13 protein-coding genes are annotated in these 15496 nt (G+C 53.2%); 11 read left to right on the top strand and 2 right to left on the bottom strand.

Annotation, left to right across the window (positions count from 1 at the left end; genetic code table 11):
- Window position 1 precedes the first annotated feature (1 nt).
- The 10 genes from CY658_RS15140 to CY658_RS15100 all read left to right on the top strand — a co-directional run bounded on the left by CY658_RS15140 (window position 2) and on the right by CY658_RS15100 (window position 10179).
- Window positions 2-1150, top strand: a complete 1149-nt coding sequence (locus CY658_RS15140; RefSeq protein WP_101490976.1) for an N-acetyl sugar amidotransferase — start codon at window positions 2-4, stop codon at window positions 1148-1150.
- A gap of 12 nt (window positions 1151-1162) precedes the next feature.
- On the top strand, window positions 1163-2446 hold the full coding sequence (locus CY658_RS15135; protein ID WP_101490975.1) for a hypothetical protein: 1284 nt from the start codon (window positions 1163-1165) through the stop codon (window positions 2444-2446).
- Between the two features lie 27 nt (window positions 2447-2473).
- Window positions 2474-3619, top strand: a complete 1146-nt coding sequence (locus CY658_RS15130; protein WP_101490974.1) for a glycosyltransferase family 4 protein — start codon at window positions 2474-2476, stop codon at window positions 3617-3619.
- The gene (locus CY658_RS32485; RefSeq protein ID WP_143713694.1) at window positions 3616-5244 is read left to right on the top strand and encodes a hypothetical protein; all 1629 of its coding nucleotides are present in this window, start codon (window positions 3616-3618) and stop codon (window positions 5242-5244) included. Before CY658_RS15130 ends, CY658_RS32485 begins: the two co-directional genes overlap by 4 nt.
- 95 nt (window positions 5245-5339) lie before the next feature.
- On the top strand, window positions 5340-6407 hold the full coding sequence (wecB, locus tag CY658_RS15125) for a non-hydrolyzing UDP-N-acetylglucosamine 2-epimerase (RefSeq protein ID WP_101490973.1): 1068 nt from the start codon (window positions 5340-5342) through the stop codon (window positions 6405-6407).
- Window positions 6407-7654, top strand: coding sequence for a glycosyltransferase family 4 protein (locus CY658_RS15120; RefSeq protein WP_257884878.1), 1248 nt, complete (start codon window positions 6407-6409; stop codon window positions 7652-7654). The genes wecB and CY658_RS15120 overlap by 1 nt, the downstream gene beginning before the upstream one ends.
- Window positions 7655-7686: 32 nt before the next feature.
- Window positions 7687-8625, top strand: coding sequence for a UDP-glucose 4-epimerase family protein (locus CY658_RS15115; RefSeq protein WP_101491300.1), 939 nt, complete (start codon window positions 7687-7689; stop codon window positions 8623-8625).
- Between the two features lie 2 nt (window positions 8626-8627).
- Entirely contained in the window at window positions 8628-9188 is a 561-nt protein-coding gene (locus tag CY658_RS15110) for a sugar transferase (RefSeq protein ID WP_101490971.1), read from the top strand.
- Window positions 9140-9781, top strand: coding sequence for a PglD-related sugar-binding protein (locus tag CY658_RS15105; protein ID WP_257884877.1), 642 nt, complete (start codon window positions 9140-9142; stop codon window positions 9779-9781). Before CY658_RS15110 ends, CY658_RS15105 begins: the two co-directional genes overlap by 49 nt.
- A gap of 41 nt (window positions 9782-9822) precedes the next feature.
- A complete protein-coding gene (locus CY658_RS15100) occupies window positions 9823-10179 on the top strand; it encodes a VanZ family protein (protein WP_257884876.1) in 357 nt (118 codons plus the stop codon).
- Window positions 10180-10248: 69 nt separating this feature from the next.
- Here the strand turns inward: CY658_RS15100 and CY658_RS15095 are convergent, their stop codons facing one another.
- On the bottom strand, window positions 10249-12510 hold the full coding sequence (locus tag CY658_RS15095; RefSeq protein WP_101490969.1) for a polysaccharide biosynthesis tyrosine autokinase: 2262 nt from the start codon (window positions 12508-12510) through the stop codon (window positions 10249-10251).
- Entirely contained in the window at window positions 12507-12941 is a 435-nt protein-coding gene (locus CY658_RS15090) for a low molecular weight protein-tyrosine-phosphatase (RefSeq protein WP_101490968.1), read from the bottom strand. The genes CY658_RS15095 and CY658_RS15090 overlap by 4 nt, the downstream gene beginning before the upstream one ends.
- Before the next feature lie 452 nt (window positions 12942-13393).
- On the opposite strand from CY658_RS15090, the gene CY658_RS15085 reads away from it, so the two are divergent.
- Window positions 13394-15397, top strand: a complete 2004-nt coding sequence (locus CY658_RS15085; protein ID WP_101490967.1) for a polysaccharide biosynthesis protein — start codon at window positions 13394-13396, stop codon at window positions 15395-15397.
- Window positions 15398-15496: the final 99 nt, after the last annotated feature.

Raw genomic sequence — 15496 nt, 5'->3', positions numbered from 1 at the left:
TATGACCGCTGAAAAAAGAAAATATCAAATTTGCACCCGAACGGTGATGGACACGTCGGATATCGACATTGTTTTCGACGATCAAGGCGTGTGCAACCACGTACATGAATTTGAAAAAACGGCTAAGGAAGCATGGTTTCCCAATGAAGATGGTAAGCGTCGACTGAATGAGTTGATTGCAAAAATCAAAGTAGAGGGAAAAGGCGATGAGTACGACTGCATTATTGGCCTTTCAGGCGGCGTAGATAGTTCATATCTGGCGTTGAAGGCGCACGAATGGGGCCTGCGCCCATTGGTTGTCCACGTCGATGCAGGATGGAATAGTGAACTTGCCGTTTCGAACATTGAAAAAATTGTAGAGCACTGTGGGTACGACTTGCATACCCATGTTGTGAATTGGGAAGAGATGCGCGATCTCCATATCGCCTATTTGCGCTCGGGAATCTCCAACCAAGATGTGCCGCAGGATCACGCTTTTTTCGCAGCTCTGTATTCTTTTGCTGTAAAAAATGGTGTCCGTTATGTCTTCTCGGGTGGAAACCTGGCGACCGAAGGAGTTTTTCCCAGGTCTTGGCACGGCAGCGCCATGGACGCAATTAATCTGCTCGATATTCACAAAAAGCACGGCAGCAAGAAGTTAGCGACGTATCCCATAGTCAGTTTTTGGCAGTATTACATTTACTATCCGCTGATTAAAAAAATGCGCGTAATCCGTCCATTGAACTTCATGCCTTTTAATAAAGATGGAGCGATTCAAGAGTTGGAGAAAATTGGGTGGCGCTCGTATGGCCGAAAGCATGGGGAATCAATTTTCACAAAACTCTTTCAAAATTATTATCTTCCCGCGCGTTTCGGATACGACAAGCGACTGCCGCATCTGTCAAGTCTCATCGTTTCTGGGCAAATGACCCGTGAAGAAGCGTTGTTGGAATTGAAGAAGCCGTTATATCCAGCAGATGAACTGGAACGAGATATTTCTTATTTTTGCAAAAAGTTGAGAATTACCCGCAGCGAGTTCGACGGGTACATGCAGCTCCCGCTCAATAGCCATAAAAACTATCGAAGCTGGAATCGTCGCTACAGAGTGCTTAAGCGTATTCAGGGACTGGCGGGCAAGATTCTTGGTCGAAAAGTCTCGGCATATTCGTAGTTTGATTGCTTTATGTTGAAGGTAAAAAGCAAGCTCTATCTTGCCGCACTTTGTGTGTTGGCCATGATTTCGTCGCTGGTGCTGTATTCTTTTGGCGGAATTCTGGATAGAAACAGCTACGCCGGCCTGCATGAGTTGAGTTCGGGGTTCGACAGTCTCCTGATCTCGATTATTTGGGGTTGCTTGATTTTTTACTTCCTTCCAAAAAAAATCAGCCTGCCGTCGGATATTTTTCTATTCTTCTATTTGGCTTTTTGTTTGATTTGGGGCGCCGGGTATTGGAGCGTAAGCGGCCAGGCGGATTTCTATTTTGGCCTTTCCATGCTTTGCATCGGTATATTGCCGGTGATACTTTTTAAGGGTATTCGGCAAATAATTGCTAGAACCGAGGTCAGGAAGCTGGCGCGCCTTGGTCTTTTCTCCTCTTCGTGGAGAATTTGGGCTTTGGGCTTGTTGCTGCTGACTTCCGCCCTTGTGGGAGTTACTGCATTCGGAGGGGGCGGATTCGACTGGGAATTGATGTATGACAGAAGAATTTCCGCCAGAGAGTCATTCGGTGTCGGCACAATTCCGACATACTTATTCGCGATGTCGATCAATGGCGTCATGCCGGTGATGGCATTTATCGGCGGACGCAGAGGAAATTTCCTCATCACCGGCCTAGCAATCGCGTATGCGGTTTTTGGATTCTGGCTGATAGGAGTTAAAGCCCCTTTTCTGTATGCCATGATTATGTGGTTTCTCGGATTTCTTCTTCGCAAAGAGAAGTTCGAATACTTTCATGGCTATGTTTTGTTGGGCTTGAATTTAGTACTGTTGGCGGCATTGGTGGAAATGCTTTTTGGCGAGTCATTCATTTCTGAATTATTTGTTCGTCGGGCTATGGTAATTCCACCTTTCCTGCAAGGTGTCTATGTTGATTACGTACTAAGCACTTTTTCAGATCTCGACTCCTGGATTTTTGGTAAAAAACTCGACGTTGGCATAGCTATTTACATTGGCCAGGATTATCTCGGAATGGATAACCTTAACGCCAATACAAATGCATTTATGTATGCCCTAGCTTCTGGGGGCGTCGCCCTATATCTACTTGCGATTTTCTTTGTATCTTTTGTTTTTGCCGTCATTGATTCTGCTTATAAGTGGAAAAAAGACGAGATATTTCTGCCCATTGGCGCAATGTATGGACTGCTATTGACAGAGCAAGCATTTGGAACCGCATTCTTGTCTTCCGGGATTTTTCTCTGCCTCCTTGTGGCCTTCCTTTTCTCAAGGAACGCAAGCCCGGTCGAATAGCGAAGTGAATTGAAAAGGTGTTTGAGAATGAATGAATATCGCGAAGATAAAGTTGAGGGGGCATCGATATGCCACCTGACGTCGGTACACGCACGTCATGACACCCGTATTTTTCTCAAAGAATGTCGATCACTCGCTGATGCAGGCTGCCTGGTTCACTTGATCGTCGCTGATGGAAAGGGCGACGAAATAAATGAGAACGTTCGAATTATTGACGCTGGCGCTTCGAGCAGTCGCTTGCAGCGCATACGTCATGCCCCCCAACGCGTTTTGGAAAAAGCCCTTTTAGTTGATGCTCAGATTTATCACTTGCATGACCCCGAGCTGATTCCAATCGGGCTGGCTCTAAAGAAAGCAGGAAAAAGAGTCATTTTCGATGCCCACGAAGATGTTCCTAAGCAGTTGCTTGGGAAGCCCTATCTGAATAGACCACTCCGGTGGTTATTGTCGAAAGTTTTTGCTCAGTATGAATCGTGGGCCTGTCGAAGATTAAACGGCGTCGTTGCTGCTACTCCGTTTATTTGCAAGAAGTTTTTGTCGATAAATCCAAATACGGTGAATGTTGGTAATTTCCCAATGTTCGGGGAGCTGACGCCTCCTCCAAAAATCGCTTGGTCGTCGAGAGCTCTTCAAGTTGCCTATATTGGGGGGATTTCAAAGATTCGTGGCGTGAGGGAGTTGGTGCAGGCACTGCCATACACATCTTCGGGCGTCAGGTTAAAGTTGGGCGGAAAATTTTCAGAGCCTGAATTTGAGAAAGTGGTAAAGAGCGAGGCCGGTTGGGAGCATGTCGATGAACTCGGATTCGTGAATCGGGAGGGAGTTCGGACTGTATTGGCTGAATCAATTGCCGGACTGGTCACGTTTTCTCCAACAATTAGTCATCTTGACGCTTTGCCGAACAAAATGTTCGAATACATGAGTGCTGGCATTCCTGTTATTGCATCGAACTTTCCGCTCTGGCAGGAAATTATTGACGGGAGTCAATGCGGAATTTGCGTAGACCCACTTGATTCAAGAGCCGTTGCCCAAGCAATTGACTATTTGGTCGCGCATCCGGAGGAGGCGAAAAGTATGGGCCAGAATGGACAGAAGTCGATTCAGGAGCGCTATAACTGGGATATGGAAGCTCGAAAATTGATTGCGTTTTATCGCAGGATGATGGATTCATGATGAATTTCCGGACCATTTTGCAACCGGGAGCGCTTGTGTTAGCCGGCATCTTGGTGAGCCAGGCAGCGTCGGCAGGAACAGAAGCTCCCGCAATAGGCGAAACTCCTTCACGCCCTTCGGTTGCGCAAAAGGCGCTAAAACGAACTGCCTGTGGTGGCGCGATTGAAAAGGCGACGTGGGCGCTTTGGGACGAATCCGGGCGAGCTTGGGTCTCCGGACAGTTGCTGCAAAAACGCCTGCGCGATCAAGGCGACACTTATGCGCTCTACGATCTTGAGAGTACTTTGCACAATTTACTGTCAATGGCGATACGCTGTGGTCGGCCGGAACGATTGAATGAATTTGCGAGCGATTGGAGCCTGGTTTATGGCCAGCTTGGACCGGTGCAATTGGCGGGATCCGCCGCGGGCGGGTCGAAGGTATACCGCCAGTCGATGGCTTCATCGGCCTCCCCCGATTCATCAGATCCGCGCGGCTGGATATGCCGGGGCGGAGCTAGCTGCAATTCTGGCAATCGTCTCCGCGATACCGAGGTGATGCTTGTTAGTGTGCAAGGACTTGCCTTGTTGAGTCAGCTCGCCAACTCGCTCACTGGATCGCCTGCCAAATCAGAAAAAAATGAGAAATTTGTAAATGAGACCGCTCAATTGCTGGCATCTCATTTGCTTCGCGCAACTGATAAAGAAAGCCTTGCTCTTTGGGGTGAGGCGATTCAAAAAACGCCGAGCGACATTGTCGATGGCAGTTCAAAATACTTCTTTAAAGATCAGGAGCTTTGGCTGATTGGGTTGTATGCCGAACTGGCCGGAATTTTGGTGAAAAGACCTGATTTACGAAGCTCGTTTTTTCTGGATGAAAAAGCAGTCAGGCACCATCAGCAGGCGATCAAGGTATTGTTGACGTTTTTCAATTCCAGAATCTCTTTAAAGGAAATAAATTCCCCTGGGACCGGAGAAACGATGGCCGCTGAGTTGGATCGCGGTTTCTGGCGCCTGTATTCTGACAACCATTACGCAGGTTACACCGGGCCAGGAAAGCCAGCTGTTTGCGCAGCAAAGGACAGGGCCGTTGCTGCTGATTTAAAGGTGCCAATCAAGAGCGTGGAACCGGTCTCGACTCTCGGATGGGATCTGAGTCATTCTCGTCGCTTGGTGCCTGTGCTGGATGCGTTAGAGCGCAACCGCGACGCGTTGACCAAGATTTTTGAACTGAATAACAAAAATCTGCCGGACCCAAATCTGACGCGATTTTTTTCGGCGCAACTCGTGGCTCATGTCTGGAACGGCGATACAAAGCGTCCGTATTTTTCCAATTATTGGAACGGCTCGAATGGGTGGTATCGGGTTGCGTATAGCAATGGAATGGATCGCTGTTTGGAAGGCTACCCACCCTTTGGCTTGTCGAGTGCATTTCCGACCGGAGGCTATGCAAGTTGGGGGCGCTATTACCCCATCCTGACGGACATTGGTTTGTCGCTACTTGACTCTACGATTGACGACGCGCCAAAGCCCGAGTCGACTTCTGATATTGCCGACCGCTACGGTTCGTTGATGCCGCAAGCCTCACCGAACGTGCGCATGGCAAATAGGCTGATGTTCTGGCCGAGTTTGGTAGGTGTGCGATAGATTCACCTGAGGACCACGGGCATCCAATTCATTAATCAACCTGAAGCCAGCGGTCAAGTGTAATTCGATTGTCTGGCAAAACCTCAAAAATTTCAATGAACCGAATTCTTACTGTTATCGGCGCGCGTCCGCAATTCATTAAAGCCAGCGTTGTTTCTATGGCAATAGCCGAGCACCCTGAATTGGAAGAAATTGTCGTACATACGGGACAGCACTTTGATGAAAATATGTCCGGCGTTTTTTTTGACCAGCTCGGGCTATCGCGTCCGCGTCATCAACTCGATATCAATGGGGAATCGCACGGGAAAATGACCGGCCGCATGTTGATTGAAGTAGAGCGAATTTTATTGGAAGAAAAGCCTGACCGCGTGCTCGTCTACGGAGACACAAATTCCACCTTGGCGGGCGCGCTAGCCGCGGCGAAATTGAATATTCCTATCGCGCACGTAGAGGCTGGCCTTCGAAGTTTCAATATGCGCATGCCAGAAGAGGTAAATCGAATACTGACTGATCAATTAAGCGATGTCTTGTTCTGTCCTACCGATGCTGCTGTTGAGAACTTGCGCCAAGAGGGATTTGCCAATAAAGAATCGAAAATTCTGAAGGTTGGCGACGTCATGCAAGATTCCGCTGCTTTTTTTGCCGGGCGCACTGGCCAAAGAACAGTTGCCGGTGTAGTGGGTGAGGGTTTTATTCTAGCGACGCTGCATCGCGCCGAGAATACGGACGACCCGATTCGCCTAGAAGCCATAGTCGCTGCGCTAAATAAATTGCATGCGACGCTTGCTCAGGTGGTACTCCCTTTGCATCCACGGACACGGGAGGCTTTAAAAAAGGCTAGCCTGACTCTTAACGTGACGCTCATCGAGCCGGTCGGCTACCTAGAGATGATTGCTCTTCTGCAACGAAGCGCGTTGGTGCTAACGGATAGTGGCGGAGTACAAAAAGAGGCATTCTTTTTTGGAAAACCTTGCGTCACTCTTCGTGAGCAAACCGAGTGGGTTGAGCTAATTGATATAGGAGCCAATACCCTCGTGGGCGCAGATTTTGAAGCCATTCTGGCCGCGGCGCAAGCTAACTTGGGTCGAAAAATCACGGATGAAAAGGCCCTTTATGGCGGCGGACAAGCAGCAAAAAGAATTGCGCTCCATTTGGCAAAATGATGAGGAATAAAAGAAAGCCTAACATTTGGTATATCCATCCTTATGCAGGGGGGCCGGGGGTTGGTAGATATAGTCGTCCTTATTTTCTCGCGCAGCACTGGATTGAATTGGGTCTTCGTGCTACCGTTTTTTCGGCATCCTTTCATCATCTTTTAGATCGACCTCAGAACGATGGAGCGAAAATAATTGGCGGCGTGCCATATGAGTTTGTCAAGGGGCGCAATTACGCTGGCAATGGGTTGGGGCGCTTGCTGAATATGATGCAGTTTTCTTGGAATTTTTTCCGAAACTCATCGGAATACGCTTCGCGTTATGGCAAGCCGGACGTAATTATTGCATCGAGTCCTCACCCATATTCTTTTTTGGCCGCTCGCTCAGTGGCAAAAAAATATGGCGCGAAGATTTTTTTTGAAGTGCGAGACTTGTGGCCGCTTAGTCTCGTGGAATTGGGTGGGGTTTCTGCCAATCATCCTGTGATAACTTTCACTGAGTGGGTGGAAAAATTTGCTTATAAATACTCCGATCGTGTCGTTTCGCTCTTGCCGCTCACTGCCCCTCATATGATTGATCGAGGGTTGGCGGTGGAGCGATGGGCATATGTCCCCAACGGCATTGATCGCCAAGAAAGCCAGCACGCAAGCGAAGTGCATCCCATTATTCCTCTTGCTAAGGAATGGAGAAAAAATGGATCTACTATTTTTATCTATGCAGGGGCCTTAGGGCGGCCGAATCATGTCGATTCGTTGGTAAAGGCCATGTCCATCCTGAAATCGCAAGCGGGCAACAGCATAAAAACAATAATAGTGGGGAAGGGGGAGGTGGAATCGGATCTGAAAAAATTAGTACTTGAACTTGGGCTGGACGCAGATGTTCGGATTTTTGGGCAGATTCCAAAGGCGCAAATCGTCGAGCTACTGGGCGAAGTGGACGCAGGTTTCATTTCTCTTCGCCCCGAGCCAATTTTTAGATTTGGCATTAGCCCCAACAAGTTGTTTGATTACATGCTTGCTGCATTGCCGGTCGTTTTTGCTGTGCATGCCGGAAACGATCCGGTACGGGAAGCCGACTGTGGATATTCGGTTGCGCCGGGAGATGCGGAGGCTGTCGCTCTGGCAATGCGAAATATAGCCAGCCTTTCGAAAGCGCAACGAAGAGAGATGGGCAACAGAGGGCGCTCATACGTACTGAAAAATCATGACTATGCAGCGCTCGCTGCTTCCTATGTCAAGCTGTTTGAACCAAGTTGATGCTTTTGGATTTTTTGGCGAAGACTAGACACATGAAATGTATGCTGACTGGTGCAAGCGGATTTATAGGTCGTTCGCTATATCCTCAGTTGAAATTGCTTGGCCATCAGGTGCGTTGTGGGTTAAGGCATACGGGCACCCCTGTCGACATACATTCTGCCGACATTGTTGATATTGGTTCGATTGATGCGTCCACCGATTGGAACCGAGCCTTAGTTGATGCTGAAGTCGTCGTACATCTGGCAGCGAGGGCCCATGTCACCAATGGGCGAAACTTTGATCCGCTGAGTGAATTTCGTATTGTTAATGTCGAGGGCACCCTCAATTTGGCTCAGCAAGCTGCGGATACGGGGGTTTGCCGCTTTGTGTTCATTAGCTCTATCGGTGTAAATGGTTCGGAGAGCTTCAAGCCATTTACCGAAACTGATATGCCAGCCCCTCAAGAGCCATATGCCATTTCAAAAATGGAGGCAGAAATAGGGCTCTTCAAAATAGGAGAAAGAACGGGCATGGAAATTGTCGTGATTCGCCCGCCTCTCGTTTATGGCGCTGGGGCGCCCGGTAATTTTGGTCGTTTGTTAAGGGCCGTAAAATCGGGAGTCCCACTGCCCTTTGGGTCGGTGCACAATCGAAGAACACTTGTTGGAATCGAGAACTTGGTAAGCTTGATTGCAAACTGCATTGAACATCCATCTGCAGCAAATCAGGTCTTTCTTGCTGGTGACGGTGAGGACATTTCCACGTCTGATTTGTTGCGATTTATGGGGGATTCGTTGAATCGGCGAGCCCGGCTATTACCAGTTCCTGTGCCTTTGTTGCAGGCGGTAGGGAATTTGATTGGACGCCGTGCTACCGTTCAGAAAATCTGCGGAAACCTGCAGGTAGATATAAGTAAAGCCCGGAAGGTATTGGGGTGGGAGCCTCCATTGTCGACCATTGAAGGTTTAAGCCGAATGGCTTTGGAGGCGTGATTATGAAGCGCTTGTTTGATCTCTTTTTGGCGTTGATCGCGGCGCTGCTACTGATCATACCTTTATCAGTAGTAGCGCTGGCAGTACGTTTAACTTCGCCTGGACCCGTCTTGTACTGGTCTGATCGGGTTGGGCGAAAGAATCGTATTTTCAAGATGCCGAAATTTCGCAGCATGCGGGTTGGCACACCTGCCGTCGCTTCTCATTTGCTTGTAGACCCCGACGTTTATTTGACTCCGATGGGGTCATTTTTGAGAAAAACAAGTCTAGATGAGTTGCCGCAATTGTGGAGTATTTTGGTTGGGGACATGAGTTTTGTTGGGCCTCGCCCGGCACTCTTCAATCAGCAGGATCTGATCGATCTGCGGACGCAGCATGGTGTTCTTGTGTTGGTGCCGGGCCTGACGGGCTGGGCGCAAGTGAATGGGCGCGATGAGTTGCCCATTCCAGCCAAGGTCCAACTCGACGTCGAATATCTTCAGCGTCGCTCGTTCTGGTTTGATATCCGCATCCTATGGCTTACCTTCGTCAAGGTGCTGAGGCGCGAAGGTGTGACGCACTGAAGATGGGAGAGCAGTTGAAAAAGCGCTTGCTGATCATTGGGGCGGGGGGCCATGGACGTTCCGTTGCTGAGGCCGCATCGCTTGGGCAGAACTATGCATTGACGGCGTTCCTGGATGACGCGGCCAAGCCACAGCAGCATCATTTGTGGGGCTGCCCGGTCTGGGGCACAACGGCAATGCTGGCCGACTGCCGTGGCCGAATCGATACGGTGATCGTGGCGATCGGCAATAACGCATTGCGTGAGGCCTTGCATCAGCAAGTAAAGGCACAGGGATTGACGCTGGCGATGGTGGTTCATCCGGCAGCCATGGTGTCGCCCGCAGCCACGATCGGCGAGGGCTGTGCAATCATGGCCGGCGCTATCGTCGGAACCGGGGCTCAGCTGGGCGAAGGCGTGATCGTCAACTGTGGAGCCGTTGTCGATCATGACTGCGTGGTGGAGTCATTCGGCCATCTCGGTGTCAACGCGGGCATGGCGGGGGGCAGTGTGCTCGGGCGTTCAGCGTGGATGCCGGTGGGCTCAGCGCTCGCTTATGGTGTCAAGGTTCCTGCTGGGCGCGTGCTGCGAGCGGGTGAAGTGGTTGATGCCTGAGGTGGTCTCCGTACTACCCGAGCCCGAAAGAGCGTAAGCAGGTGAAGTCGAAGATCGCTTTGCTATCGGCCTGGGCTTTCTGGGCCTGCGTTTGCGCGATTCTTGTGCTGTCGCTCGCGCCTCCCTCGACCCCTATGCCCAGCACCGGCTGGGACAAGAGCAATCATGTCCTCGCTTTTGCAACATTGGCCTTCCTGGCACACAAGGCTTGGCCGGGGCGCATATGGCTGCTGCCTGGCTTGCTGGCCTACGGTGCACTCATCGAGATATTGCAGTCTTTCACGCCTGATCGATGCGCTGAATGGAGCGACCTCTGGGCAGATGGGTTGGGCCTGCTTGTTGGAGAAATGCTCGCGCGGCTGACATGGTGGCTGGCTCGGCGACAAATCAGGCGCTGATTCTCCTGCGTTGCGGAAACTCGCTGAAGAGGCCGCATGGAGAGCGGCTCCCTTGCCGCGTCCCGCTAATTATTCCGAGGCCAGCCCAGCTTCTTTGTACTTGTATTCGGTGTAGCGGTAGCCACCGTACTTGTAGCCATAGCTGCCATAGTGCCTGCGCGAGAGGTCCATGCCATTGAAGACCACGCCGTTGACTTGCTGACCTGCATGCGCAAGGCGCTTGACGCTCTCGTTCAATTCGCCCAACTGGGTCAGGTTGTCGCGAGCGACCAGCAGCACAGCACCTGCATGCGCAGCAACTGCAGCGGCATCAGCGGCCACTAGCACCGGCGGGCTGTCGATCACCACCAGGTCGTAGCGTTCCGAGAAAGCGTCCAGCAACTCGCCAAGCGCTGACGACAGCATCATGTTGGCGGGGTTGAACGGGTAGGCGCCCGTGGTCAGGACGTCCAGGTTCGGGACGACTTGAGCATGAATCGCTTGCTCGGGCGTCATCTCGCCTGACAGTACGTCCGCCAAGCCGCCCTTGCGTGGCAACCCGAAGGCCTTTTGAAGATGACCTTTGCGTAGGTCGGCATCGATCAACAGAACACGCTTACCGGCTTGCGCCATGATGACGGCGAAATTGCCGGAGACGAAGCTCTTGCCCACGCCAGGCGTAGCGCCCGTGATAAGCACACGGTTGTTCCCGGTCTCCATCAAAGTCAGTTGCAGGGAAACACGTAGATTACGCAGGCTCTCGATGGCAAGGCTCTCGGGGGACGTCACGGCCAGCAATTGCACACCCTTCGCGCCGCCTGCAATATGCTCCAGAAGCGTTTCCTGCTCGAGCGCCAGTGGCACAACGGAATAGACGTTGAGGCCGAGACGCTCCTCAATTTCTTGCGGGTTTTGGATGCCGCTTGAAAGCTTGCTCCGGAGAATGGCAAAGGCCACGCCAGCCAACAATCCGAGTACCAGAGAAAGTGCGACGACTAAAGACTTCTGTGGTTTAACGGCCTTCTTCGGCTCAATAGCGGTATCGAGCAGTCGCACATTCCCAATCTTGCCCTCCTTTACAAGACGCAATTGCAGTGAGCTATTGAGCATCGACTTGTAGAGTTCACCATTGACGCGCACATCTCGCTCGAGCCGCAGAGCGTCGCGTTGGACGGCTGGCATGGCGCTGACACGGGTCTCGAGGCCTTCGATCTCATGGCGAATGGCCGCGATCTGGCCGTCGATCATTTGGACCTTTGGGTTGCTCTCGGTAAAGCGCGAAAGCAGTTCACGCCGCAGTTGTTGGGACTCAAGCAGTTTGGTCTGCAGCTGAACTGACATGGTCAGGGCCGCCTTGGCCTCTTCGTCGAAGGCGACGGTGCCATTCTGGTTGCGGAAGCGCGCGTATGCGTCTTCCGAATCTTCGAGTTGCTGCTTGAATTCGGGAAGCTGTCGATCGAGAAATTCGATGGTCTTTTCGGCTTCAGCGGCCTTTCGCTCAACGTTCTGGCGAACATATTGAGCGCCGATCTCGTTGAGCGTGCTTCGCAGCCGATCACGATCGCTGTCTTCGAGCGAAACACTGATCACGTTTGACTGCTTTCCTTGTTCTCCCAGTTGAAGGCGTCTTTGGATATCTTCGGTGGTCGTGAGCAACGAGGCGCGTGAGACCAGAAATTCCGCCCCGGGTTTGCCATTGAGCCGCGATACCACCAAGGTGATGGCACCTTCTGGAATCTGTTGGTTGAGCACTTTGCCAACGGTACCGGTCAATGGTTCAGCAAGATCGGGGTGGGTCAGCGTGTATTGGCCGCCGGTCAGTGCTGTGATCGTGAAAGGCTTCTGATCTTCGAGCGTGGAAGGCACGTCGAGCTTGGCAATGTCGACGGCTTCAGTGCCGGAAACGTATCCACCCATTCCAAGGAAGCCCGGGCTCGATAGTCCCTTGGCGCGCCTTGAGAGCCATTCGCCGACGAACGGCAGATAGCGAGGCTGCGCATCGATATACAGCTGCTTTGCCTCGATGGCGCCTCCGATGACCAATCGCGAGCGAATGATCTGGATTTCGCCCGTGGCCGGTGTCTTCACATCGAAGAGATTCGCGGTGTCACCAAGAAAGTTCTTGGCGTCTGGGGCGGAGTCTTCGACCTGAATCAAAAGGTTGGATTGATAGATCGGCGTAGCCAGGAGCGCATAGGCCGTACCGATGACGAGAGCGACGGCGGTAACGCCTGCCACCAGCCACTTTCGGTCGAGCAAGATATCGAAGTACTCGGACAGATGAATTGCATCGTTGTCATCGTCGCGCGCGAGTGCTGCGGAAGGAGCCGGAGTGGAAGCAGAAGAAGTCATGAGAGTTTGCGAATGCGTTCGGCCCAGGCTTGGGCGCCGTCAGCGATAAGTTGCAGGGCGTGCTCGAAGGCCGGGCGGCCCATGCGGTAAGGATCGGGAATGTCAACGCGTGCGACTTCGCCCAAGCGAAACAGCTTGCCCCGAGTCAACGGATGGCGCTGCCCGATGTGAATCCGCTGGGCTTCGTCCATCGCAAGAATGAGGTCTGCCTGCTGGCACATCTGCCCTGTAAGTTGGCGTGCCCGGTGGGCCTCGATGTCGATGCCACGTTCGGCCATGAGTTTGCGTGCAATCGGATCTGCTGGATGCCCCACCAAGGCTCCAGTCCCCGCTGACGTGACTCGAACCTGCGGCAATGCTGCAGCAATCAGTGCTTCCCCCATCGGGCTACGGCAGATGTTGCCAATGCATACCACCAGAACAGATTTCATGAGACTTGGCTCCCTGCGAAGGCTTGTGCCTCTGTTGTCAGACTCAACGTGTTGCGTGCCGCGTGCTTCATGTCCGGCATGAATCACATGTCATCAGAAATGTCCTCGCCATTTGTCCTTCGTTGAGCGATTGAATCGCACTATCTAGCTAAGAGAGCTGAAGGATGGGTAGGCACGCCCTTGGCATTGTAGTCAGGGCATCGGCGCCCACTGCCTCGTGGAATTGGTCAAGCCGCAGGCTTTCTAGGCTCGAATCGGTTATGGCTGCCAAAGGGACAGCTGCTTGAGGGGGCTGATCAGCGGCTCTATGACCAAAGTCATGTCGATGCAAAAGATACAAAAAATGACATTATGGGTGTCGCGAATACCCTGAATTGGGGGGGAGGGGTGGGTACCCTTCACGGACAATTGTTGCAGCGCGGCGCACTCCAAACGCCGCAGGAGTTTTCAGTGTGATCAATCGTCTGGCTACGCCCTTGCTTGCTTTGCCGCGCCCCATTAAGCGCATGCTGGCTCTCGGGGTGGATGCAATGCTCTGCGTCCTGTGTGTCTGGTTGGCATTCAGCTTTCGTTTCGAGCAGTGGATGACGCCGCGTGGCGTTCAGTGGTCAGCCGTGGCGGTCGCTGTAGCCCTTGCGCTCCCTCTCTTTGTGGTGTTTGGGCTCTACCGAGCCATCTTTCGATATGCCGGCACGGCTGCAGTCATGGCCATCGTGCGCGCGTGCGTATTGTTTGGCCTCGGCTATGCGTTGATCTTCTCTGTGGTCGGCGTGCGAGGAGTGCCGCGCACGGTCGGTTTGCTGGTGCCGTTGCTCTTGTTCCTGGCTATCGCCGGCTCGCGCATGTTTGCGCGCTATTGGCTGGGCGGTCTCTACATGAGCGCTCTGCAACGTAAGCAATTGCCTCAGGTTGTGATCTACGGTGCCGGTAGCGCGGGTTTGCAGCTGGCCGCGGCGTTGGCCCAAAGTCGGGACATGGTGGTCCGCGCTTTCGTTGACGATGACTCGCATCTCCAAGGCAACACGATCAACGGTCTGCGCATTCAGTCCTCGGAGTGGCTGAGCGACAACGCTGCCAGTTGGGGCATCACAGACGTGCTCTTGGCGATGCCCTCGGCCAGTCGCGGACGCCGCGTTGAAATTCTCAACCAGTTATTGCCCTTGCATCTGCATGTACGGATGCTCCCGGGGTTACTCGATCTGGCCAATGGCAAGGTCCAGGTCAATGATCTGGTCGAAGTCGACATCGAGGACTTGTTGGGGCGCGATCCAGTCGAGCCGGTGGCAGACCTGCTGCACAAGCACATCCAGGGCCAAGTGGTGCTGGTGACTGGTGCTGGTGGCTCCATCGGCAGTGAGTTGTGCCGGCAGATTGTTCAGCTGTCGCCTTCAACGCTATTGCTCGTGGAATTAAGCGAGTACGCGCTCTATGGCATCCACCAGGAGTTGGAGCAACTGGCCCCGACCGTGCGTGTCATCCCGTTGCTCGCTTCGGTATGCGATGCGGCACGGCTGCGTGAAGTGATGCGCGCCTGGCGCCCTGACACGGTCTATCACGCAGCAGCATACAAGCATGTGCCGCTCGTCGAGCACAACCCGGCAGAGGGCGTGCGAAACAACGCGATAGGTACGCTCACAACGGCGCGGATCGCCATGGAGTGCAAGGTTCCCAACTTTGTCCTCATCAGCACCGACAAGGCAGTGCGGCCGACGAACATCATGGGGGCCAGCAAGCGGGTTGCCGAAATGGCGTTGCAGGGGCTGGCGCAGCAGAGTTCGGACACCTGCTTCTCGATGGTCCGCTTCGGCAATGTGCTCGGCTCCAGTGGCTCGGTGGTGCCGTTGTTTCGCAAGCAGATCGAGGCGGGTGGCCCGATCACGCTCACGCATGCGGACATCACGCGCTATTTCATGACGATTCCCGAAGCCGCCCAGCTGGTGATCCAGGCGGGCGCGATGGCGCAGGGTGGCGATGTCTTCGTGCTCGACATGGGCGAGCCCGTGAGGATCATTGATCTCGCTCGCCGGCTGGTAGAGCTTTCAGGGCGGACAGTCCGTGACGAGGATTCGCCGGATGGCGATATCGAGCTGCAGGTGACCGGGTTGCGACCCGGAGAGAAGCTCTACGAAGAGCTCCTGATTGGTGACAGCGCGATGCCTACGGCGCATCCTCGTGTCATGAAGGCGCACGATCCCTGCCTGCCTTGGAATGAGCTCTGGCGCCAGTTCGAGACGCTGAACGCGGCACTCGAAAGCAGCGATGTACCGATGCTGAAGCGGACGCTGACGCAGATGCTGCCCGGCTATCGACCTCATGCCGAGGTTGTGGATTGGGTGCACATGGAGCGTCACCGTGTGCATGACCGGGCTCTGCCGCTCGCAGCAGCAGCCGGCGCTGCGCAGGTGGGCGAGGCCGACCTGCCGTCCGCGCCGAATCCAATTGCCGTGGCAATCTGATTCGATAGAACCGCGTCGTTCTTTTTCCGCCTCGACTCGCCCGGGGTAGTGCTGAGACCAAGAGCCCCGGATCGGGGCTCTTTTGTTTTCAGCCAGCGT

The sequence above is a fragment of the Variovorax sp. RO1 genome, assembly GCF_002849325.1.
Classification (GTDB): Bacteria; Pseudomonadota; Gammaproteobacteria; order Burkholderiales; family Burkholderiaceae_C; genus Variovorax.
This window is presented reverse-complemented; position numbering and strand designations above follow the sequence as displayed.

What these genes read in the sequence shown, in the direction of transcription:
- CY658_RS15140 (WP_101490976.1), top strand. Translation starts at nt 2, where the DNA reads ATGACCGCTGAAAAAAGAAAATATCAAATTTGCACCCGAACGGTGATG.
- CY658_RS15135 (WP_101490975.1), top strand. Translation starts at nt 1,163, where the DNA reads ATGTTGAAGGTAAAAAGCAAGCTCTATCTTGCCGCACTTTGTGTGTTG.
- CY658_RS15130 (WP_101490974.1), top strand. Translation starts at nt 2,474, where the DNA reads ATGAATGAATATCGCGAAGATAAAGTTGAGGGGGCATCGATATGCCAC.
- CY658_RS32485 (WP_143713694.1), top strand. Translation starts at nt 3,616, where the DNA reads ATGATGAATTTCCGGACCATTTTGCAACCGGGAGCGCTTGTGTTAGCC.
- wecB (WP_101490973.1), top strand. Translation starts at nt 5,340, where the DNA reads ATGAACCGAATTCTTACTGTTATCGGCGCGCGTCCGCAATTCATTAAA.
- CY658_RS15120 (WP_257884878.1), top strand. Translation starts at nt 6,407, where the DNA reads ATGAGGAATAAAAGAAAGCCTAACATTTGGTATATCCATCCTTATGCA.
- CY658_RS15115 (WP_101491300.1), top strand. Translation starts at nt 7,687, where the DNA reads ATGAAATGTATGCTGACTGGTGCAAGCGGATTTATAGGTCGTTCGCTA.
- CY658_RS15110 (WP_101490971.1), top strand. Translation starts at nt 8,628, where the DNA reads ATGAAGCGCTTGTTTGATCTCTTTTTGGCGTTGATCGCGGCGCTGCTA.
- CY658_RS15105 (WP_257884877.1), top strand. Translation starts at nt 9,140, where the DNA reads ATGGCTTACCTTCGTCAAGGTGCTGAGGCGCGAAGGTGTGACGCACTG.
- CY658_RS15095 (WP_101490969.1), bottom strand. Translation starts at nt 12,510, where the DNA reads ATGACTTCTTCTGCTTCCACTCCGGCTCCTTCCGCAGCACTCGCGCGC.
- CY658_RS15090 (WP_101490968.1), bottom strand. Translation starts at nt 12,941, where the DNA reads ATGAAATCTGTTCTGGTGGTATGCATTGGCAACATCTGCCGTAGCCCG.